At 71.6% G+C, this 20,885-nt stretch carries 19 protein-coding genes; 8 read left to right on the top strand and 11 right to left on the bottom strand.

Annotated elements, in window-relative coordinates; genetic code table 11:
• Positions 1 to 18: 18 nt before the first annotated feature.
• Positions 19 to 297 (bottom strand): hypothetical protein, encoded by a 279-nt coding sequence (locus ACFHW1_RS23775; RefSeq protein WP_416616122.1) that lies wholly within the window; start codon positions 295 to 297, stop codon positions 19 to 21.
• Positions 298 to 1,083: 786 nt separating this feature from the next.
• On the opposite strand from ACFHW1_RS23775, the gene ACFHW1_RS23780 reads away from it, so the two are divergent.
• On the top strand, positions 1,084 to 2,118 hold the full coding sequence (locus tag ACFHW1_RS23780; protein ID WP_416552467.1) for an NAD(P)-dependent alcohol dehydrogenase: 1,035 nt from the start codon (positions 1,084 to 1,086) through the stop codon (positions 2,116 to 2,118).
• Positions 2,119 to 2,158: 40 nt separating this feature from the next.
• On the opposite strand, the gene ACFHW1_RS23785 is transcribed toward ACFHW1_RS23780, so the two are convergent.
• Genes ACFHW1_RS23785 through ACFHW1_RS23795 form a run of 3 tightly spaced genes read right to left on the bottom strand, consistent with a single transcriptional unit; the run spans position 2,159 to position 4,396 of the window.
• Positions 2,159 to 2,578, bottom strand: a complete 420-nt coding sequence (locus ACFHW1_RS23785; RefSeq protein ID WP_416552465.1) for a DUF5130 family protein — start codon at positions 2,576 to 2,578, stop codon at positions 2,159 to 2,161.
• Complete coding sequence (locus ACFHW1_RS23790) at positions 2,565 to 2,837, bottom strand: hypothetical protein (protein WP_416552756.1); 273 nt, start codon at positions 2,835 to 2,837, stop codon at positions 2,565 to 2,567. The genes ACFHW1_RS23785 and ACFHW1_RS23790 overlap by 14 nt, the downstream gene beginning before the upstream one ends.
• A gap of 50 nt (positions 2,838 to 2,887) precedes the next feature.
• Positions 2,888 to 4,396: an amidase gene (locus ACFHW1_RS23795; RefSeq protein WP_416552463.1), complete on the bottom strand. Its 1,509-nt coding sequence runs from the start codon at positions 4,394 to 4,396 to the stop codon at positions 2,888 to 2,890.
• A 214-nt stretch (positions 4,397 to 4,610) separates the two neighbouring features.
• On the opposite strand from ACFHW1_RS23795, the gene ACFHW1_RS23800 reads away from it, so the two are divergent.
• Positions 4,611 to 5,129 carry a hypothetical protein gene (locus ACFHW1_RS23800; RefSeq protein ID WP_416552461.1) on the top strand — a complete coding sequence of 173 codons (519 nt, stop codon included), beginning with the start codon at positions 4,611 to 4,613 and terminating at the stop codon, positions 5,127 to 5,129.
• A gap of 174 nt (positions 5,130 to 5,303) precedes the next feature.
• Positions 5,304 to 6,206: a class F sortase gene (locus ACFHW1_RS23805; RefSeq protein WP_416552459.1), complete on the top strand. Its 903-nt coding sequence runs from the start codon at positions 5,304 to 5,306 to the stop codon at positions 6,204 to 6,206.
• 56 nt (positions 6,207 to 6,262) lie between these two features.
• On the opposite strand, the gene ACFHW1_RS23810 is transcribed toward ACFHW1_RS23805, so the two are convergent.
• Positions 6,263 to 6,799 (bottom strand): HNH endonuclease, encoded by a 537-nt coding sequence (locus ACFHW1_RS23810; protein ID WP_416552457.1) that lies wholly within the window; start codon positions 6,797 to 6,799, stop codon positions 6,263 to 6,265.
• Positions 6,800 to 7,066: 267 nt separating this feature from the next.
• Between ACFHW1_RS23810 and ACFHW1_RS23815 the strand changes: the two genes are divergently transcribed.
• The 3 genes from ACFHW1_RS23815 (at position 7,067) to ACFHW1_RS23825 (ending at position 10,432) form a co-directional block, all read left to right on the top strand.
• Complete coding sequence (locus ACFHW1_RS23815; protein ID WP_416552455.1) at positions 7,067 to 8,167, top strand: mechanosensitive ion channel family protein; 1,101 nt, start codon at positions 7,067 to 7,069, stop codon at positions 8,165 to 8,167.
• Positions 8,168 to 8,433: 266 nt separating this feature from the next.
• A complete protein-coding gene (locus ACFHW1_RS23820) occupies positions 8,434 to 9,882 on the top strand; it encodes an MFS transporter (RefSeq protein WP_416552453.1) in 1,449 nt (482 codons plus the stop codon).
• Between the two features lie 19 nt (positions 9,883 to 9,901).
• Entirely contained in the window at positions 9,902 to 10,432 is a 531-nt protein-coding gene (locus ACFHW1_RS23825) for a globin (RefSeq protein WP_416552452.1), read from the top strand.
• A 7-nt stretch (positions 10,433 to 10,439) separates the two neighbouring features.
• On the opposite strand, the gene ACFHW1_RS23830 is transcribed toward ACFHW1_RS23825, so the two are convergent.
• The 4 genes from ACFHW1_RS23830 to ettA form a co-directional block, all read right to left on the bottom strand.
• Complete coding sequence (locus ACFHW1_RS23830) at positions 10,440 to 11,072, bottom strand: YbjN domain-containing protein (RefSeq protein WP_416552450.1); 633 nt, start codon at positions 11,070 to 11,072, stop codon at positions 10,440 to 10,442.
• A gap of 129 nt (positions 11,073 to 11,201) precedes the next feature.
• A complete protein-coding gene (locus tag ACFHW1_RS23835) occupies positions 11,202 to 11,972 on the bottom strand; it encodes a hypothetical protein (protein ID WP_416552448.1) in 771 nt (256 codons plus the stop codon).
• Entirely contained in the window at positions 11,972 to 12,391 is a 420-nt protein-coding gene (locus tag ACFHW1_RS23840; RefSeq protein WP_416591792.1) for an acyl-CoA thioesterase, read from the bottom strand. The genes ACFHW1_RS23835 and ACFHW1_RS23840 overlap by 1 nt, the downstream gene beginning before the upstream one ends.
• A gap of 82 nt (positions 12,392 to 12,473) precedes the next feature.
• Positions 12,474 to 14,150, bottom strand: coding sequence for an energy-dependent translational throttle protein EttA (gene ettA / locus ACFHW1_RS23845; RefSeq protein ID WP_416552446.1), 1,677 nt, complete (start codon positions 14,148 to 14,150; stop codon positions 12,474 to 12,476).
• A gap of 360 nt (positions 14,151 to 14,510) precedes the next feature.
• On the opposite strand from ettA, the gene ACFHW1_RS23850 reads away from it, so the two are divergent.
• Positions 14,511 to 15,908: an alpha,alpha-trehalose-phosphate synthase (UDP-forming) gene (locus ACFHW1_RS23850; RefSeq protein WP_416552444.1), complete on the top strand. Its 1,398-nt coding sequence runs from the start codon at positions 14,511 to 14,513 to the stop codon at positions 15,906 to 15,908.
• Positions 15,909 to 18,518, top strand: coding sequence for a trehalose-phosphatase (otsB, locus tag ACFHW1_RS23855; protein WP_416616124.1), 2,610 nt, complete (start codon positions 15,909 to 15,911; stop codon positions 18,516 to 18,518).
• A 44-nt stretch (positions 18,519 to 18,562) separates the two neighbouring features.
• Here the strand turns inward: otsB and cobA are convergent, their stop codons facing one another.
• Complete coding sequence (gene cobA, locus ACFHW1_RS23860; RefSeq protein WP_416552440.1) at positions 18,563 to 19,822, bottom strand: uroporphyrinogen-III C-methyltransferase; 1,260 nt, start codon at positions 19,820 to 19,822, stop codon at positions 18,563 to 18,565.
• Positions 19,819 to 20,868, bottom strand: a complete 1,050-nt coding sequence (cobT, locus tag ACFHW1_RS23865; RefSeq protein WP_416552752.1) for a nicotinate-nucleotide--dimethylbenzimidazole phosphoribosyltransferase — start codon at positions 20,866 to 20,868, stop codon at positions 19,819 to 19,821. The genes cobA and cobT overlap by 4 nt, the downstream gene beginning before the upstream one ends.
• Positions 20,869 to 20,885 lie beyond the last annotated feature (17 nt).

Here is a 20,885-nt window from a genome sequence, read left to right on the forward strand (position 1 = left end):
ATCACTCGACACCCAAGATCATTTTACCGGGTGTCGCCATGACCGTTTGACTCCGCCCAGCTTCTTGATATTCACTTCCGGGCGCACCCCCCCGGCGTACTCGACGCCGCAACCGATCGACACGCTTGCGTGACCTTCGGCATAATCGAAAACCGTCGTGTACATGGCTGTTTCCGCCCCAAAGCAAAAGACCTCATCACCAGTATCGGATGGCAGGCTATTGAGATAGGCAACAGCCTCTCGTGCGGCCGCTCCCTCGATCACATGAGTCTCCGACAACTGAGAGACCGCGTCCACGCCCGGAGCAGGATAGACACAAAGCAAAGCTCTCCTAGGCGCGAGCGGAAGTAAATCCCCACCCCTAGTCGATGACAGCGCGGGCCTCCAGGAAACGTCTCTGGTCGGAGGGCAGTGGGCTGGACCCGCAGTGACAGGCGGAGGGAGTTCTGCCGCATCGCCCCCGTCTTGCGCCCAGAAGGTGGCGACGGCCACCAGCCCTGCCGCAGATAGACCTACTGTCGCTGCGAGCCTCATTCGCCCTCCGGCTACCATATGACACCTTTCCGAGCAACTAGGATTCAGTATACATTAGGATGCGTGACCCGACGTGGAAGTTCCAAGGAATCACGGCGTTCTTGGATATGCGCCAAAGAGACGGATTACATCGTGCCAATCCTGAAAGACCATCTTGTTACCACTAGCGCTGCCTCCGCTGACAATTCCCTTCGCCCTCACTTATTCCTGTACCCATCGAATACCTATCCTCCGGCATCGCCTGCAGCTACTGCAGGTTGCAGCTGCACCCACGTCAACATCCTGGTGAACATCTCTGCCCACCGGCCTTGCGCAGTCAGTGAGTAGTCCGGCGAACTGGGCTGCACCGGCGGCAGCCCGATTTACGACGAGTAAGGCGGGTGGGGCCGTTAGGTGATCTTGAAGCTCCCAGCGCTCCCAGCACCTCCGAGAACTTCTACCGACCCAAACCGCAGCTGCCTGCAGGCGGGACGGGGGCGGCTCAGCCTCGGCGGGTGACCCGGGGCGGTTCGGCGGACGCAGTGCGCGGGCCGGGCCGACGCTGTGGGTATGCGTGCCATCCAACTCACCGCGCCCGGCACCCTCGAACTCGTCGACGTGCCGACACCGAAGCCCGGCCCGGGCGAAATCCTGCTGGCCACGGCGGCGGTCGGCGCCTGCCACTCGGACCTGCACATCCTCGACTCCCCCGCCGGGGTCTTCCCGACCCCGATGACCATCGGCCACGAGATCGCCGGCCGGGTCGCCCAGCTCGGTCCGGGGGTGACCGGATGGGCCGAAGGGGACACTGCGGCGGTGTACGGGATCATCGGCTGTGGTCGCTGCCGGGCCTGCCTGCGCGGGCTGGAGAACCAGTGCCGCACCGTACCGGTCGGCGGGGTCGGCATCAGCCGCGACGGTGGGCTCGCCGACCACGTGGTGGTGCCGGCGGACCGGCTGCTGCCGCTCGGCGGGCTGGACCCGGTGCAGGCGGCACCGCTGACCGACGCCGGGCTCACCCCGTACCACGCGATCTCCCTCGGCCGGGACGCGCTGCGGCCCGGCACCCACGCGGTGGTGATCGGGGTCGGCGGCCTCGGCCACATGGCGGTGCAGATCCTGGCGGTGACCACCGCCGTCACGATCATCGCGGTGGACACCAGCGACGCCGCGCTGCGGCTGGCCAAACGGATGGGCGCACACCACACCGTGCAGGCCGGCCCGACAGCGGTCGACCAGATCCGCGAGCTCACCGGCCCGGCCCCGGACGGCGCCGACGTGGTGCTCGACTTCGTCTGCGTGGACGCCACCCTGGACACCGCCCGACAGGTGGTGTCGACCGGCGGTCATCTGACGATGGTCGGCCTCGGCGGCGGTACGCTGCGGATCGAGGCGACCGTCGAAGGCCCGCCGCCGGTGCCGATGGAGACCAGCGCGGTCATCCCGTTCTGGGGCACCCGCGCCGACCTGACCGAGGTGATCGCGCTCGGCCGCCAGGGCCTGCTCCGCGCCGAGGTGCAGACCTTCCCGCTGACCGAGGCGGTGCAGGCGTACCAGCAGTTGCGGGACGGGAAGATCCACGGCCGTGCCGTGCTGGTCCCCTGACCGGCGAGGGTGACTGGGAGGTCCCGTAAGGCTGGATCTGTCAGGCGCGGCCGGCCCGGGAGGCCAGCTGGTCGATCCCGCTGACCAGGCCGCCGGCCAGGTCACCGCCGCCGAATGAGGCCACCATGGACAGCGCGGCGAGCTTCGCGTCCCGGTCCGGGATCCGCTTACGGGCCTCGGCACCGGTCACGACCTCCAGCACCCGCTGGTTCGGCGACACGGCGATGAGCACAGCGTCGTCCGGGTCAGCCAGCTGCCGGTGCAGCGTCACCGCGTACTCCCGGGTCGGCTCCTCCAGCTCACCGACGTAGATGCTGAACGCGAGACCGGTGGCCGAGTCGGCCAGCCGCAATGCCTCGTCGAGCCGGAGCAACTGTCGGGTGCCGAACGGTCCCGGCAGGGTCGCGCTCGTCCGGGTGGACTCGCTGGACTGCTCGTGGGCCTGCTCACCAACGGTCACTTGCGCCTCCCGTCGCGCCCGGGCGGGGCTGCCCGCCGCCGGGGTTGGCCGACTCGATCGCCGCCGGCTCGGTGCCGGCCGGCAGCGCCGCCGCCGGGGTCCCGGTGGACCGGTCGCCGGACGAGACGAACCAGACCGGGCTGAAGTCGAACTGCCGGCCGGGCCGGTAGCGGCGATCCGCGCCGCCACGCCCGCCGATCATCGCCAGACCGGCCACCACGAGCACGATGACCGCCGGGATCACGACGAAGAAGAGCACCGTGTTGGTAACAGACAATCTCAACGCCCCCCGGCATCGGTTCAAGGGACTCAGCGGATGTCTGGAGTGGTGGACCTGGCCACACCGCCAGCCCGTTCCGGCTCAGACGCCTTCACGGTAGCGGAGGGCCTGGCCCGCCAGATCTCCGGGTGCCGACCGGGCCAGCCGGTCCGCTCCTCCAACTGAGCGGCCGTGGCCAGCACGGTGGCGTCCGCGCCACTGCGGCCGGTCAGCAGGATTCCCACCGGCTGCCCGGCCGCACTCTGCGCCGCCGGGACGGACACCGACGGTTGCCCAGTGACGTTGAACACCGCACAGTACGGCGAGAAGCGCCGCTGCCGGTCGAAGTCCTCGGCCGGGTCACCCGTTTCGGTGAACCAGCCGACCGGTGCCTGCGGGGCACTCAGCGTCGGGCACAGCAGCAGGTCCAGCCCGACCACCGCGTGCATCGCCCGGCGCACCTGGACCTGCAGCTCGGCCAGGGTGGCGACCAGCGTCGCGGCGCTGACCGCGTTGCCCCGGCGACGCAGCAGCCGGGTCAACGGCAGCAGCCGCGCCTCCCGTTCCGGCGGCACCGGGGCCAGCGCGAGCACGTACCAGACGGTCTCGAACAGTGGCCACAGGTCCGGGCCGAGTGGCGCCGGGACGTCGACCACCTCGTGGCCGGCGTCGGCGAGCAGCGCGGCCGCCGTGTCCACCGCCGCCCGGCAGTCCGGGTGCACCGGCTCGTCGGCGAGCATCGGGGTGGTGAACCGGCCGATCCGCAGCCGGCCGGGGTCCGCTCGACGGGCCGCCGCCAGGTAGCCGCCGGGCGGCGGGGGCGGCGCCAGGTACGGCTCGCCGGGCACCGGCACCGCCATCGCGTCGAGCATCGCGGCCGCGTCGGCGATGGTCCGGGCGATCGGTCCGTGGCTGGGCAGGCCGAACCCGCCGGCGCCGAGCGGGCCGCCGGAGACGACCCCCCGGGTCGGTTTGTAGCCGACCAGGCCGCAGAGGGCGGCCGGGATCCGGCACGAACCGCCGCCGTCGGAGCCCTGCGCGAACGGCACCAGCCCGGCGGCCACCGCCGCCGCCGCTCCCCCGCTGGAGCCGCCGGCGGTGCTGGCCAGGTCCCACGGGTTACGCGCCGGCGGTGCCACCTCCCCCTCGGTGTAGAGCGAACAGCCCAGCTCGGCGGCGGTGGTCTTGCCGAGGCTGACGGTGCCGGCGGCACGCAGCAGGCGGACCACGTCCGCGTCGACGCTCGGCACGTAGTCGGCGAACGCCGCCGAGCCGAAGGTGGTGCGGACCCCGGCGGTGAGGGTGAGGTCCTTGATAGCCACCGGTACGCCGTACAGCGGGCCGGGGTGCTGCCGGGTCCGGGTGCCCGGCGGGACCCGGTCGAGGGCGTGGGCCTGTTCCCGGGCGTGGTCGGCGGTGACCGTGACGAACGCCCCGACGGTGTCCGAGAGGGCTTCGATCCGCGCCAGGTAGTACTCAATGATCTCGCTGCCGCTCAGCTCGCCCCGGCGGATCGCGGCGGCCTGCTCCAACGCGGTCAGATCATGGATCTGCGACATTGACCGATTTTGGCAGGTCACTAGCCGGCCGCAGCGGCCAGGTACGGGTGACCTGACCGGGCGCTGGTTCACCCGGGAGGGGGAGGCATAGCCGGCGTCGGGACGGGAAGTCGGGCGAGCGGGCTCCGGCCGTCGGCACGGCACACCGGTCGCCGCCGACACAGCCGGCATCGCCGGCCGGCCGGAGCGTAGTCGGGGGGAGATCATGCCAGGAGTGAGCCATCCGGTCCGCACGCTGGCCGGGCTCGCCGCCGCCGTGCTGATCGGCACGGTGGCGGCCGGGGTCGACGCGTCGCCGGCGTACGCGGGCAGCACCTACGTGGAGGCCGATCCGAGCACCGTGAACGCCGGTGGCCGGGTGACCATCCGGGCCAGCTGCGGGGACGACAACACCAGCCAGGCAACAGTCGAGTCGGACGCGTTCGGGCGGGTGATCGTGATGCCGGACCAGGATCTGCTGACCGCTCAAGTGACGGTGCCCGGCAGCAAGCGGCCCGGGCGCTACCCGGTGGACCTGCAGTGTCAGAACGGAAACACGGCGACAACCACCCTGACCGTGACCGGCACGGCGCACCCGACCAGAGGCCCGGACGCCGGAGGCGGCGGCACCGCGTCGGCCAGCACCGGCTCCGGCGGCTCGGCCCTGCTGGTCGGCGGTATCGTCGCGATCGGGCTGGGCGCCGGGATCGGGCTGTTCGCGATGCGCCGTCGACGCGCCGACTCCGGCGCGTGACCAGCGGGCGGCCAGATGGTCCGTCCTACCCCGGCTGGCGGCCGCCCGGGCGGCTGGGTGCTTCCGTTCCTGACCCAGGTAACGGCGGCGGGTACCACGGCGCACACGGTGGCACCCCGGGTTTCGACCTACGGTCAGCCGAGGCCGACACCGCCAGATTGGCCGACGGACGAAGTGGGGGATCCGCCGGCGGATGAGCCGACGGACGCAGCAGCGTACCCGGCGATCCCCGGCACGGCCCGCGGGGTGGCCCGTGCCCCGCTGCGCGGGGTGGCCGCGGTGCCGGGTGTCGCCGGTCACCGTGGCGTCAACGGGCCCGCCGCCAACCGTCGTGCACCGCACGGCCCACCCCGGCAACGGCGGGGCTGGCCCGGGTTCGGGTCGCTGCGCCCGGGTCGACGCCGGGCCGAGACGGCTGCCGCCCAGCGGGTGGCGGTGGGTGGCTACCGGGGGCGTCCGGACGCGCCGTCACGGTGGAGTCCGGTCGCGCTGGTGCTGATCGTGGCGGGCGTCTTCGTCGCCGGGTTCGGCTTCGAACGGGTGACCGGCACCCCGCTCGGGCAGTGGCTGCCCGGAGCGCACCGCGCGACGCCCGAGACGCACCCGCCGTTGGGTGCCAGCGACCCGGTCAGCCTCGCCATCCCGGCGTTGAACCTGCAGGCCGCGGTGCACGACGTCGGGTTGGCCGAGGACGGCACGATCGCGGTTCCGGAACTGAACCGGCACAACGAGGCCGGGTGGTACGTGGCCAGCCCGACGCCGGGCGAGAACGGCCCGGCGGTCATCGTCGGCCACGTCGACACCAGTACCGGTCCGTCGGTGTTCCACCGGGCCGCCACGCTGCACTCGGGCGCGCAGATCCAGGTCCGCCGGATGGACCGGTCGGTGGCGCTGTTCGAGGTCACCTCGGTAGAGCAGTTCGACAAGTCGTCCCTGCCGGTGGATCGGGTGTACGACGACTTCAGTCACCCCGGGCTGCGGCTGATCACCTGCGGTGGCCAGTGGGTCGGGGGTTCCACCGGGTACGCGGACAACGTCGTCGTCTTCGCGTCACTGATCGGCGCCCAGCACGGCTGACCTCCGCAGCCGGCTCGGGCGGCGGACCGGCCTGCTCAAGACAGCGCCCAGCCGGCTCAGGCGGCGGCTTCGGACTCGGACAGGTCGAGCCAGTCGGCCCAGCGCGGATCCGGCGCACGGTGCCCGAGCACCCGCCAGGCGGTGCCCCTCGGGGCGGCCGGCGGGGATGGCAGCCGCCAGCCCAGCTCGGCCGGGGTCCGGTCGCCCTTGCTGTGGTTGCAGCGGGCGCACGCGGCGACGACGTTCTCCCAGATGTGCCGGCCACCACGGCTGCGGGGAAAGACGTGGTCGATGGTCTCCGCCGGGCCCCGACAGTACGCGCACCGCCAGCCGTCGCGGGCGAAGATCGCCCGGCGGGAAAGGCCGACGTGCGTCCGGTAGGGCACCCGCACGTAGCGGGTGAGCCGCACCACCGACGGCACCGGCAGACAGTGCCGGGCACTGTGCAGCATGCCCTCGCCGTCGGCGACGCAGACCGCCTTGGCGGACAGGACCAGGATCGCGGCCCGGCGTACGGATACGACACACAGCGGCTCATACGTCGCGTTGAGCACCAACGAACCGGAGCCCACCGCGGGTCGTATGTCAGGCATCCCGCTCACCCTCTCGGTCGTGTTCCCGCCCGCTCCTAGTGCCGACTACGACTCGACGCGGACCGACGGTCGGACCGCGACCGGCGCTGGCGAATCGCCAGCGCCCGTGCGCCAATAGTCCCCGATAGATGACCCAAATGCACGTACTATTCGGGCCTGACCCCTCGGGCGTTCGGCCGAGGGCTGGTCGCTGACCTGTTTCGCCTGGTCAGGCCGACGGTGTAGGTCGGCCGCCGACCGGGCAGGGCGGTACGGTACGAATTGACGGTGACCGCACGATTGCCCGCCCGCGCTGACCCCGAGCCTCCCGACCCGGCGACCGGGGCAGCGGCGACCGACCCGCCGTACCAGTGGGCTCAACCGGAGCCGCAGCCCTCGGTGAGCCCGGTGTGCCCCGACGACGACCCGGTCTGCAGCCAGGTGCTCGATTGGACCGGGCTGCCGTGGCTGGCGGAGGGAAGCTTCTGGCTACTGGTCAAACCCCTGCGGATCGTGCTGATCGTCGTGGTGGCGGTGGTGCTGCGGTACCTGCTGCATCGGGCCATCCGCCGGTTGGTGACCAGCACCTCGACGGTCGCCGGGCCGACCATCCTGCGGCCGTTGCGGGAACGGACACCGCCGGCTGGGACGGTGGTGATGCCGGAACGGCGGCGGCAACGCGCCGAGGCGATCGGCTCGGTGCTGCGCAGCACGGTGAGCGCGACCGTATTCGGGATCGCCGTACTGCTGGTGCTTGGCGAACTGAGCTTCAACCTGGCACCGCTGCTGGCCAGCGCCGGCATCGCCGGCATCGCGCTGGGTTTCGGGGCGCAGACCCTGGTTAAGGACTTGCTCGCCGGGCTGTTCATGCTGCTGGAGGATCAGTACGGCGTCGGCGACCTCGTCGACCTGGGCGAGGCCACCGGCGTGGTCGAGGCGGTGGGTCTGCGGATCACCACGGTCCGGGACGCCCGGGGCGTGCTCTGGTACATCCGCAACGGGGAAATCATCCGGGTCGGCAACAAGAGCCAGGGCTGGGCCATGGTGGTGGTCGACATGCCGGTCGGCTTCGCCGACACCGAGCAGGCCACTGCGGTGCTGCGTACCGCTGCCCTGGGGGTGGCCGCCGACGAGGAGATGGCCGGTCACTTCGTGGAGCCGCCGGACGTGCTCGGCGTCGAGCAGGTCACGGTCGACGGCGCGGTGATCCGTACCGTCGCCAAGACCACCTCCGAGGGGCAGTTCGTGGTGGGCCGCGAGTTGCGCCGTCAACTGGCCGCAGCACTGCACACCTCCGGGATCTCGGCACAGATCGTAGCCGGGCGGATGTTCGTCACCCGCGGGTCGGGAGGTGGGCAGGAGGAGCCCGGCCAGGGCGGAACGACTTGACCGATCACCGGGACGGCGTGTCCGAGTACCGGGACGACGTGTACACCTCGGCCGACTAGCAGGGACTATGCACCGTATGGCGGTCTGGTTGTCATCCGAATGTTTAGTCGGAGTGACGACAAACCAGCCGTTCACACTAGCCAGATGTCACCCGATCGGGCATGATCCGGGACGAGTGTCATCGGAGTGTCACCACCACTTCGCTCAGCCGTACGTCCGGGACGTTCCCCGGTAGCACCCGCCACGAGCGGGTGCCGCCGAGAACGATGGAGGCGCCGTCCGTGTCCGACGAGGCACAAACCGCCGGGAGTCCGGCGACCTTCCGTGAGGTGTTCGCGGCGGGTGAGTTCCGCTTTCTTTTCGTCTCGGTGGCGCTGTCCTGGATCGGCGACTACATCGCGAAGGCAGCGGTCACCGTCCTGGTCTACCGGGAGACGGAGTCGGTGGCCCTGTCGGCCGCCGCCTTCGCGGTCAGCTTCCTGCCCTGGTTGATCGGCGGCCCGCTGCTCACCACGGTCGCCGAGCGGCACCCGTACCACCGGGTAATGATCACCACCGATCTGATCCGGATGGCCCTGATCGCCGTGGTCGCCACCCCCGGTCTGCCGGTCTGGGCGATGATCAGTCTGCTGTTCTGCACCACCCTGGCGAATCCGCCGAACCAGGCCGCCCGGTCCGCGCTGATGCCCACCGTGCTGACCGGTGACCGGCTGATCGTGGGGCTGTCGCTGATCGCCAGCACCGGCCAGCTCGCCCAGGTCGGCGGCTACATCGCCGGCGCGGCAATCGCCTCCGTCAACCCACGGGCGGCGTTGCTGTTGAACGCGACCACCTTCGCCGTCTCGGCCCTGGTGATCCGGCTCGGGGTCCGGGCCCGGCCGGCGGCCACCACCCCGGACCGCCGCCAACACCTGCTCCGCGAGACCGCCGAGGGCTTCCAACTGGTGTGGCGTACCGACGTGCTGCGGGCCATCGCGATCCTGGTCTGGACGGTCCCGCTGTTCGCCATCGTGCCAGAGGGGTTGGCCGCCGCTTGGGCGGCCGAGCCGGGAGTGACCGACTCCGAGCGGGGTCTCGCCCAGGCGATGATCATGGCGGCGAGTCCGACCGGCTACATCGTCGGCGGGCTGCTGATCGGCCGGCTGGTCCGTCCGGGCCGCCGACGCAGACTGATCCGGCCATTCGCGGTGATCGCCCCGCTGGCGCTGGTCCCCACTCTGCTCGACCCGTCTCCGCCGGTGGTGGCGGTGCTCGCCGGGGTCTGCGGCTTCGCGGTGGCCGGTCTGCTGCCGGTGACCAACGGGCTGTTCGTCCAGGCGTTGCCGCACGGTTACCGGGCCCGCGCGTTCGGCGTGATCGCAACCGGCATCCAGGTCGGCCAGGGAGCCGCGGTGCTGGCCACCGGCCTGCTCGCCGACCGGTTCGACATCCCGACGGTGGTCGGGGTGTGGAGCATGACCGGTGCGGTGGTGATCTCCCTGGCGCTGCTGCGGTGGCCGGCCGAGGAGCGCTTCGACGCGGCGATCGCCGCCGTCGCAGCCGCTCCCGGTGTCGCGACCGGCGGTGGTTCCAGCACAGCCGGCACAGGGACCGCCGCCACAACGGAGACACCGGGCACTTCCGCCGGCTCTTCCACTGGCGCGGCGGCCAGCAACGGCAACCCCGTACCGCAGGCCCGTGACACGCAGCAGGCCGACGAGGTCGGCAGCGCCTGAGCCCGCGCTGGCGCCCACCATGCCCGCACCATGCCGCACCGGGGACCGCCGGGCGCGGACCGGCTGGCAGGATGGAGTGGTGACAGCGTCAGATCCTGCCAACGACTCGGCCGGCGCGGCGCCCGCAGCCGGCGGTCCCGCCCCGACCTTCTTCGCCGCCATCGGCGGCGAACCCGCCTTCCGCCGGCTCGTTGACGAGTTCTATGCCGGCGTCGCCACCGATCCGCTGCTCCGCCCGATGTACCCGGAGCAGGATCTGGGGCCGGCTGCGGAGCGACTGACACTGTTCCTGATGCAGTACTGGGGCGGCCCCGGCACGTACTCCGAGCAGCGTGGGCACCCCCGGCTGCGGATGCGGCACGCACCGTTCCGGATCGGTCCGGCGGAGCGGGACGCCTGGTTGACCCACATGCGCCGGGCGGTCGACCGGCTGGATCTGCATCCGGAGCTCGCCGGGATGCTCTGGGACTACCTGGAGCGTGCCGCCTACTTCATGGTGAACGAGATGGACCCGTCCGATCCGCCCCGGCGCGACCTGGCCAGCGGCTGACCGGCCGTCAGAGCAGGGCGCCCTCGTCGTGCAGCCAGTCGACGAAACCGGTCGCCACGGCCGCTCCGCAGTCCAGCAGCTCGACCAGCAGCGCGTCGTTGGCTCCGGCGGCGAGCGGGACCTGCAGCTCGGCGTAGATGGGCAACTGGCCCCGGTCGGTAGGGTCGCCGACGTACGCCTTGCAGAACCGTCTGGTGTGGTTCCACTCGTTGACCACCCGGTAGGCACGGTCGGCCCAGTCGGGCGGCACGGTGGAGTGCGGTCGGGCGCGGACCACCAGGATCTCGTCCTCCGGCCCTTCGAGGGTGAACAGGACAGCGTGCCGCTCCCACATCGCCAGCAGGCTGCCGTCACCGTCCGCGAGATACCGAATGTCCAACATGTCCAGTGCGGTGCCGATGCGACGGAGGGTCACCGGCACCACCTGCGGCGAGAGCTCCTTGCCCGCAGCCGCCGACGGCATCGGGCAGGACGGCCCCACAGGCCTGGTCGGCCCGAGTTCGGTCGACGACCGGGGCGTCTGCTCCGGCGTTCGTGGCGCAGGCGGGCCAAGCCGGACACCGCTGTCCACTCCGGTCCTGCTTCGGGCATCCGGCTCGCCGCCATCTACGTGACCGGAGCGCCACGACCACCATGGCATTATCCGCACCTCACTCCCCAGCGGATCCGGGTGCCTACGTTGCGTCGGATCCGAGGCCCGACGGTACCCGGATAGCCGTTCCTAAGCACCCCCCCAACGGACCCCCTGAACCAGAGGGATGAGGGAGCATCATACTTTCGGCTGAGTGATCGTAGGCGTGAGCGCAAGATCGTTAACTTTTTTCGTCCAGGCAACCCCGAACGGCGCGTCAAGCGCTACCCAATTACCTACTGTCCTGACCCGTACCACCGATTGAGGTGGATCCGCAGGGCGGCCCGGCAGGTCAGTCCGGTCCCGACAGTCGACCGGCTCCGGCCGACCGACCGGCCCCTCGGTCGTGCCGAGGAAGCCCATCCGGGCCACCGCCTGCACCAGCCCTTGGCGGATCTCGATCCGCCCGCCGGTCGGACCGTCGTCGGTCACCACTACGGCCACGTGGTCGAGCAGGGCGTCCCGTACCGCCCGCTGGCCCACCGCCCGGCCACCGACGCCCTGCGTCTCGGCTGCCCGCAGGGTGCCGGCCGCCGCCACCGCGACCCGGCGCAGATCGGCCGCCGGCACCACCTCGACGGCCCGCGCCGGCCCGGGCGGCAACGGCCACCGCCACACGCTGTCCCGGCGCGGCGGCAACGCGGTGGAGACCGCCGTCAGCCGGGCCAGCAGCTCTGCCGCGGACACCGTGGCGTCCCCCGGGCCGGGCCCCGCCACGGTCCGCTGCACCAGGACCGCCCACGGCAGGCGGGCCCAGAGCTCGGTGCGGTCCCGGCCGGCCGACCGCAGCCGCACCGGTGCGTCGGGGTCCAGCCGGACCAGCCGGGCCAGGAACGCGCCGGCGTCGGTCAGCCCGGTCAGCCGGTGACCCCCCGACGCCGGGTCAGCCCGGGGTGTACGGCCGGCCATCATGCCTCGGCGGCGGCCGGTCGGACGTACGGCAGCAGGAAGGCCCGCTCCGCCTCGGTCAGCCGGCGCGGCCGCCCCTGATCCAGGTCGAACGGCACCAGCACCGAACGGGCCCGGCTGACCAGCAGGTCGCCGACGAACATCTCGTAGGCGACCGTGAACCGCGACGGCCGGACCTGTTCGATCCAGAGTTCGATCCGGACGGCCGGTGCCTGGTCGGCAGTCGACCGGCCCATCCGGTAGTCGACCGGGCGCAGGTAGTCGACCTCGTGCCGGTGGATCAGCACCCCGTCGGCGAACGAACCGACGCCCCAGGCCCGCCCGCCGGAGAACATCAACGCGACCCGGGCCTCCTCGTACAGCGTCAGGAATCGGGCGTTGTTGACGTGCCCGTACGCGTCGAGGTCGGACCAGCGCAGCGCGGCGTGGAACGTGTAGCGCTGACCACCGCCGGCGGCCGGGACCTCGCCGGTCGTCGACGAGCCCCCGGCCAGTGCCGCATCAGTCACGGGTCAGCTTGCGGTAGGTCACCCGGTGCGGCCGGGCCGCTTCCGCGCCGAGCCGGTCGATCTTGTTCTTCTCGTACGCCTCGAAGTTGCCCTCGAACCAGAACCACTTCGCCGGGTTGGTGTCGTCGCCCTCCCAGGCCAGGATGTGCGTGGCGACCCGGTCCAGGAACATCCGGTCGTGGGAGATGACCACGGCGCAGCCGGGGAACTCCAGCAACGCGTTCTCCAGGCTGGACAGCGTCTCCACGTCGAGGTCGTTGGTCGGCTCGTCGAGCAGGATGACGTTGCCGCCGATCTTCAGGGTTAGCGCCAGGTTGAGCCGGTTACGTTCACCACCGGACAGCACCTTGGTCGGCTTCTGCTGGTCGGGGCCCTTGAAGCCGAACGCGGCCACGTACGCCCGGGACGGCATCTCGACCTTGCCAACCATCAGGTGGTCCAGCCCGTCGGAGACCACCTCCCAGACCGTCTTGCTGCTGTCCAGGCCGGAGCGGTTCTGGTCGACGTACGACAGCTGCACCGTCTCGCCGACCCGGACCTGGCCGCTGTCCGGCTGCTCCAGCCCGACGATCGTCTTGAACAGGGTGGTCTTACCGACGCCGTTCGGACCGATGATGCCGACGATGCCGTTGCGCGGCAGCGAGAAGCTCAGGTCGTCGATCAGGACCCGGTCGCCGAAGCCCTTTTTCAGGTTCACCGCCTCGATGACGGTGTTGCCCAGCCGCGGCCCCGGCGGGATCTGGATCTCCTCGAAGTCCAGCTTGCGGGTCTTCTCCGCTTCGCTGGCCATCTCCTCGTAGCGGTCCAGCCGGGCCCGGGACTTGGTCTGGCGCGCCTTGGCGTTGGACCGGACCCATTCCAGTTCCTCGCCGAGGCGCTTCTTCAGCTTGGCGTCGCGACGACCCTCGACCGCCAGCCGGGCGGCCTTCTTTTCCAGGTACGTGGAGTAGTTACCCTCGTACGGATAGGTCCGGCCACGGTCCAGCTCGAGGATCCAGTTGGCGACGTTGTCCAGGAAGTAGCGGTCGTGGGTGATCGCCATCACGGTGCCGGCGTACTTGGCCAGGTGCTGCTCCAGCCAGTGCACGCTCTCCGCGTCCAGGTGGTTGGTGGGCTCGTCGAGCAGCAGCAGGTCCGGCGCCTCCAGCAACAGTTTGCACAGCGCAACGCGGCGGCGTTCACCGCCGGAGAGCTGGGTCACCTCGGCGTCCGGCGGCGGACAGCGCAGCGCGTCCATCGCGAGTTCGAGTTTGGAGTCGATGTCCCAGGCGTCGGCGTGGTCCAGCTCCTCCTGCAGCTGACCCATCTTGGTCATCAGCTCGTCGGAGTAGTCGGTGGCCATCTGCTCGGCGATCTTGTTGAACCGCTCCAGCTTCGCCTTGGTCTCGGCGACCGCCTCCTCGATGTTGCCGAGCACCGTCTTCGCGTCGTTGAGCGGTGGTTCCTGGGCGAGCATGCCGACGGTGTAGCCGGGCATCAGCCGGGCGTCGCCGTTGCTCGGCCGGTCCAAGCCCGCCATGATCTTGAGCAGGCTGGACTTACCGGCGCCGTTCGGGCCGACCACACCGATCTTGGCGCCCGGCAGGAAGTTGAGCGTCACGTTGTCCAGCACGACCTTGTCGCCGTGCGCCTTGCGCGCCTTCTCCAGGACGTAGATGAACTGGGCCACGGTGCGGCCTACCTCCAGAACTCTCGTGGGACCCGTCGGTACGGGCAGGTCACGACCTCCGCGCACCGGCCGCCGGCACCGACCGGAGCGGCTGCGGGTGGTACGCGGTACGCGGTCGTGCTCGGTACGACGGTCCGATCGGTGCGTACGCCGTTGTCAATCCTGACAGGTCCGACGCCCCAGCCGCACCTCACCCCACCGGACGGCCGGGATCTTCGCGCCGGTGTTACCTGCCTCATCGCGCCCGGCCGGGTTTCGATGTCCTGATCAGCTGGGCACCAAGAGGGGGACGGGAGTCCGCCCGCCTGGCCCGCACAGTACGCTCATGGCGGTCCCGTAATCACCGGAGGTGTACGGAACGTGACGGTTCGGAGCTCGTTCGTAGTGGTCGCCAACCGCCTGCCGGTGGACGAGGTGACCACGCCGGAAGGTCGCCAGTGGCGGCGCAGCCCCGGCGGTCTGGTGACCGCCCTGCACCCGGTGCTCGCCGCGCACCAGGGCACCTGGGTCGGCTGGGCCGGTGGCGCCGGTGCGGCACCGGAGCCCTTCGACCTCGAAGGCATCCGGTTGCACCCCGTCCCGCTGAGCGCCGAAGAGCTGGAACGCTACTACGAAGGTCAGTCCAACGCCACCATCTGGCCGCTGTACCACGACGCGGTCGAGACGCCGGCGTTCAAGCGCCGCTGGCGGGAGGCCTACCGGGTGGTCAACGCCCGGTTCGCCGAGGCGGCAGCGGAGGTCGCCGACGAGGGCGCGACGGTGTGGGTGCAGGACTACCAGCTGCAGCTGGTGCCGGCCATGCTCCGGGAGATCCGCCCGGACCTGCGGATCGGCTTCTTCCTGCACATCCCGTTCCCGCCGATCGAGCTGTTCATGCAGATGCCGCAGCGCGCCGAGATCCTGCGCGGGTTGCTCGGTGCCGACCTGGTCGGCTTCCAGCAGCGGCTGGCCGCGCAGAACTTCGTCCGGCTGGCCCGCCACCTGCTCGGGCTGCGGTACGAGGGCCAGATGATCCAGGTCGACGGCCGTAAGGTCAAGGCGGGTGCCTTCCCGATCTCGATCGACGTTCCGGAGATGGAGCGGATGGCCCACGACGCGTCGGTGGAGGCGCGGGCCAAGCAAATCCGCGCCGAGCTGGGGGATCCGAAGACGGTGATCCTCGGGGTGGACCGGCTCGACTACACCAAGGGGATCGAACTCAGGCTGAAAGCGTTCCGGGAACTTCTTGCTGACGGAAAGCTGACAGTTCCGGATGCGGTTATGGTGCAGGTTGCCACCCCCAGTCGCGAGCGGGTCGAGCACTACCAGGCACTTCGGGTCAAGGTTGAGCGCGAAGTTGGCCGGATTAATGGTGAATTCGGCCGGGTTGGTGTGCCCGCCGTGCACTACCTGCACCAGTCGTACAGTCGCAGTGAACTCGCCGCGCTCTACCGCGCGGCCGATGTGATGATGGTGACACCACTGCGAGACGGAATGAACCTGGTGGCCAAGGAGTACGTCGCGGCCCGCGCCGACACCGGCGGTGCCCTCGTGCTCAGTGAGTTCGCCGGCGCGGCAACGGAGCTGCGTCAAGCGTTCCTGTGCAACCCGCACGACCCGGACGGCGTCAAGGATGCCCTGTTGCGGGCGGTGCACGTCGACAGTTCCGAGGCCCGGCGGCGGATGCGGATCATGCAGCGCCATCTGCGGACCCATGACGTCGGCCACTGGGCCCGCTCCTTCCTCACAGAACTCGGTGTGCCCGAGACGGAGGAATGAATGAGAACGTCCGTCCTTGACGGGGACGTACGCGCGGCCGCGGATCAGATCGATCCCGAGCTGCGCGCGGCGATCGGGCGGATCGCCCGGATGCCGATACTGCTGGTGGCCTGCGACTACGACGGCACCCTCGCACCGATCGTCGAGGACCCGACCAGGGCCGTACCGCTACCGGAGTCGGTCGCGGCGGTGCGGGCGCTGGCCGCGCTTCCACAGACCACCGTCGCGGTGGTCTCCAGCCGGGCGCTGCGCGATCTCGCCGCGCTCTCCCGGCTGCCCAGCGAGGTCCATCTGGTCGGCAGCCACGGGTCCGAGTTCGACATCGGCTTCGTCGAACGGCTGGCCCCTGAGCAACTGCAGGTGCACTCCCAGCTCAAGCGGAAGCTACGGCAGCTGATCAAGGACCAGCCCGGGGTACGGCTGGAGGTCAAACCGGCCAGCGTCGCGGTGCACACCCGGGGCGCCGATCCGGCAGTCGCCGAAGCGGTCGTCGCGGCGGTCAACACTGGACCGGCCGCCTGGCCCGACGTCACCGTCACCCAGGGCAAGGAAGTCGTCGAACTGTCAGTGGTCGCCACCGACAAGGGCACCGCCCTGGACCAGATCCGCACCCAGACGTCGGCCAGCGGCGTGCTGTTCATCGGCGACTCGATCACCGACGAGAGCGCCTTCGCCAACCTGCACGGCCCGGACGTCGGCATCAAGATCGGCGACGGCGACACCCGGGCAGCGTTCCGGGTCGCCGAACCGATCGACGCCGCGCGGGTGCTCGGCGTGCTGTTGGAGACCCGGCGCAACTGGCTCTACGGCGAGCACGCGGTGCCGATCGAGCGCCACTCGATGCTGGCCAACGGTCGGACCATCGCACTGCTCACCCCGGACGCCAAGGTGACCTGGCTGTGCCATCCCAAGCCGGACTCGTCGGCGATCTTCGCCGATCTGCTCGGCGGCGCACCGGCCGGGCACTTCGCCGTCGCACCGGCCCGCGGCGGGTTCCCGCTGGGGCAGCGCTACCGGCCCGGCACGATGACCGTGGAGACCCGCTGGTCGGGGCTGACCGTCACCGACTGGCTGGACCGCCCGCCGGCCGAGTCCTCCGCCGGCGACACGGTGCTACCGGGCGCCGACTCCACCCTGGTCCGGGTGCTCACCGGCACCGGGCAGGCACAGCTGGAGTTCGCACCGCGCCCAGAGTTCGGCCAGGTGGCCGTGCAGTTGCAGCCGCTCGGTGACGGGCTGCTGGTGCTCGGCTCCAACGAGCCGGTGGCGCTCTACTCCCCCGGGGTGGTGTGGAAGGTCATCGACGACGGCGGTCGGGAAACCGGCCGCGCCCTGGTCGACCTGGCCGCGCTCGACGGCATGCTCACCATGGAGCTGCGGTTCGGCTCGCACAGCCTGGAACACCACACCGTCACCGTGCAGCAGCGCCAGTCCACCGCGGAACAGCCGTGGCGGGAGTGGGTCCGGCAGCTGCAGCTGCCGAACACCGGCCGGGAGCTGGTCGCCCGCAGCGCGCTCACCCTGCGGGGACTGTGCCACGAGGCGACCGGCTCGATCCTCGCCGCCGCGACCACCTCGCTGCCCGAAGAGCTCGGCGGGGTACGCAACTGGGACTACCGGTACTGCTGGCTGCGGGACGCGGCGATGAGCGCCCGGGCGTTGGTCGACCTCGGCTCGCTGGCCGAGGCCGAGGCGTTCCTGCGCTGGGTGGACGGCTGCGTCGAGCGCACCGGCGGCCACCCGGAGCGGTTGCACCCGCTCTACACGGTGGAGGGTCTGGAACTGGGCGCTGAGGCGGTCATCGACACCCTCCCCGGCTACGCCGGCTCCCGCCCGGTGCGGGTCGGCAACCTGGCCAACCACCAGCTGCAGCTCGACGTGTTCGGGCCGATCGCCGACCTGCTCGCGGTGGTCGCCGACGCCCGCGGTGCCGTGCACGACGACGAGTGGCGGGTGCTGGAGGCGATGGTGCAGGCGGTCGAACGCCGCTGGCACGAGCCGGACCACGGCCTGTGGGAGGCCCGGCTCGCTCCCCGGCACCATGTCTTCTCCAAGGTCATGTGCTGGATGACGGTGGACCGGGCGCTGCGGATGGCGGGCCGGCACGGCGGCGGCGAACGGCCGGACTGGGTCGAGCTGCGCGACCGGATCGGCCGCAACGTGCTGGAACACGGCTGGCACGCCAAGGCTGGCGCATACACGGTCGCCTACGGCGACGAGGAGATGGACGCCTCCTCGTTGTGGATCGGGCTGTCCGGGCTGCTGCCCGACGACGACCCGCGGTTCCTCGCCACCGTGCTCAAGGTGGAGGCGGACCTGCGCAGCGGCCCGGTGGTCTACCGCTACCGGTGGGACGACGGGTTGCCCGGCCGGGAGGGCGGATTCCACATCTGCACCGCCTGGCTGATCGAGGCGTACCTGCGCACCGGGCGGCGCGGTGACGCCGAGGAGCTGTTCGAGCAGATGATCGACACCGCCGGCCCGACCGGCCTGCTGCCCGAGCAGTACGATCCGCTCGCCGAACGCGGGCTGGGCAACCATCCCCAGGCGTACAGCCATCTGGGGCTGATCCGGTGCGCCCTGCTGCTGGACGACATGCTCAAGCTCTGAACCGGGTCGGTCCGGCGCGCCGCTCCCCCGGCGCGCCAGACCGCTCAGTCCTCGGTCCGGTCGGCTCGATCGGTCGGCACGTCCAGCGTGCCGACCACGTCGCCGAAGACAACCACGGCCGGCGGCCGCAGCCCGGCGGCGGCGGCCTCGCCGGCCACGGCACCCAGGGTCGACGTCAGCGCCCGCTGGGCGCCGGTGGTCGCCTCCTGCACCACCGCCGCCGGGGTGTCCGCGCCACGGCCGTTGGCGAGCAGCGTCTCGGCGATCGCCGGCAGGTTCTTCAGCCCCATCAGCACCACCAGGGTGCCGCGCAGCCGGGCGAGCGCCGGCCAGTCGACGAGCGACAGCCGGTGCCCCGGCGGCAGGTGGCCGGAGACCACGGAGAACTCGTGGGCCACCCCCCGGTGGGTGACCGGGATACCGGCGGCGGCGGGTGCCGCGACCGAACTGCTCACGCCGGGCACCACCGACACCGGCACGCCCGCCTCGACGCAGGCCAGCAGCTCCTCACCGCCCCGGCCGAAGACGTACGGGTCACCGCCCTTGAGGCGGACCACGACGGATCCGGCCCGGGCCCGGTCCACCAGGATCCGGTTGATCTCCTCCTGGGCGGCAGCCGGGCCGTACGGGATCTTCGCGGCGTCGACCAGCTCGACCCGGGCGGGCAGCTCGTCCAGCAGCAGCCCGGGCACCAGCCGGTCGGCGACCACCACGTCGGCTTCGGCGAGCGCGCGGCGGCCCTTCACGGTGATCAGTTCCGGGTCGCCGGGGCCGGCACCGACCAGAACCACCCGGCCGGTCGGTGCGGGGCCGGCGGTGGCCGACGCCGTCCCGGCGGTGTCGGCGACCGGGATGGTGCCGTCGGACAGCCGCTGGTTGATCGCGTCCCGGACCCGGACCGCCCGCTGCGGGTCCCCGCCGCCGAGCACCGCCACGGTCACCGGGCCGTGCCGGGTCACCGCCGGGGTCCAGGCGGTCGCCTCGGTCCGGTCGTCGGCCCGTACGCAGAACACCCGCCGGGGCTCGGCGGCGGCGCTGACTTCGGCCGCCGCCGCCGGGTCGTCGACGGCGACCTGGACCAGCCAGACCCCGTCGAGGTCACCGGGCTGGAACCGCCGCTGCCGCCAGCCCAGCCGCCCGGCGGTGACCAGGCCGTGCAAAGCCGGGGTCAGCTCGGGTGACACGACGAGCACGTCGGCTCCGGCGTCCAGCAACGCCGGCACCCGCCGGGTGGCGACCGCGCCGCCGCCGACCACCAGCACCCGTCGGCCGTGAAGCCGCAGCCCCAGTGGGTAGAGATTCACTTCTCGGAAACTCCCGCCGCGTCGAAGGTGGCCACCTCGTGCAGGACCCGGACCGCGCTGGCCATCATCGGCCAGGCGAGCAGGGCGCCGGTGCCCTCTCCGAGGCGCAGCTCCAGGTCGACCAGGGGGTGCAGGCCGAGCTGGCGCAGCCCAACGGTAGCCCCCGGCTCCACCGAACGGTGCCCGGCCACCATCGCGGCGGTGGCGTGCGGGGCCAGGGCCGCCGCGGCCAGCGCGGCGGCCACCGCGCTGACCCCGTCCAGGATCACCGGGATCCGCCGGGCGGCGGCGCCGAGCAGGAAGCCGCAGAGCGCTGCGTGTTCCAGCCCGCCGAGCGCGGCCAGCACGCCGACCGGGTCGGCCGGGTCCGGCCGGTGCCGGCGCAGCGCCGCCTCCACCACGGACATTTTCCGCTGGTACGTCGGCTCGTCGACCCCGGTGCCCCGGCCGGTGACGTCAGCCGCCGCCGCACCGGTGAAGCCGGCGATCAGGGCCGCCGCCGCGGTGGTGTTGGCGATCCCCATGTCCCCGGTGAGCAGGCTGGCGGCGCCACCGTCGTGCAGGTCGCCGGCGACCCGGATACCCACCTCGACGGCGGTACGGGCCTCGTCGACGGTCATCGCCGGCCCGCTGGACAGGTCGGCGGTGCCGGGGCGTACCCGGGCCGACACCAGCCCGTCGGCGGGCTCCAGCGGCGCGGCCACGCCCACGTCGACCACGGTGACGCTGGCCCCCATCTGCCGGGCGAAGGCGTTCACCACCGCGCCGCCGGCCAGAAAGTTGGCCACCATCTGCGCGGTGACCTCCTGCGGCCAGGGGGTGACCCGCTGCCGGTGCACCCCGTGGTCGGCGGCGAAGACGGCCACCGCGCCGGGCTCGGGCAGCGGTGGCGGGCAGGCCGCGGCGAGGCCGGCGAGCCGCACCGACAGCTCCTCCAGCGCGCCGAGCGAGCCGGCCGGCTTGGTCAGCCGGGCGTGCAGTGCCCGGGCCTGAGTCATCGCGTCGCCGTCGGGGGGCTGGATCCGCGCCAGGGTCGCCTCGATCAGCGAGCCGGTCGGGTGAT

It is taken from the genome of Micromonospora sp. LOL_014 (assembly GCF_048060245.1).
In the GTDB taxonomy this organism is placed as follows: domain Bacteria; phylum Actinomycetota; class Actinomycetes; order Mycobacteriales; family Micromonosporaceae; genus Micromonospora_E.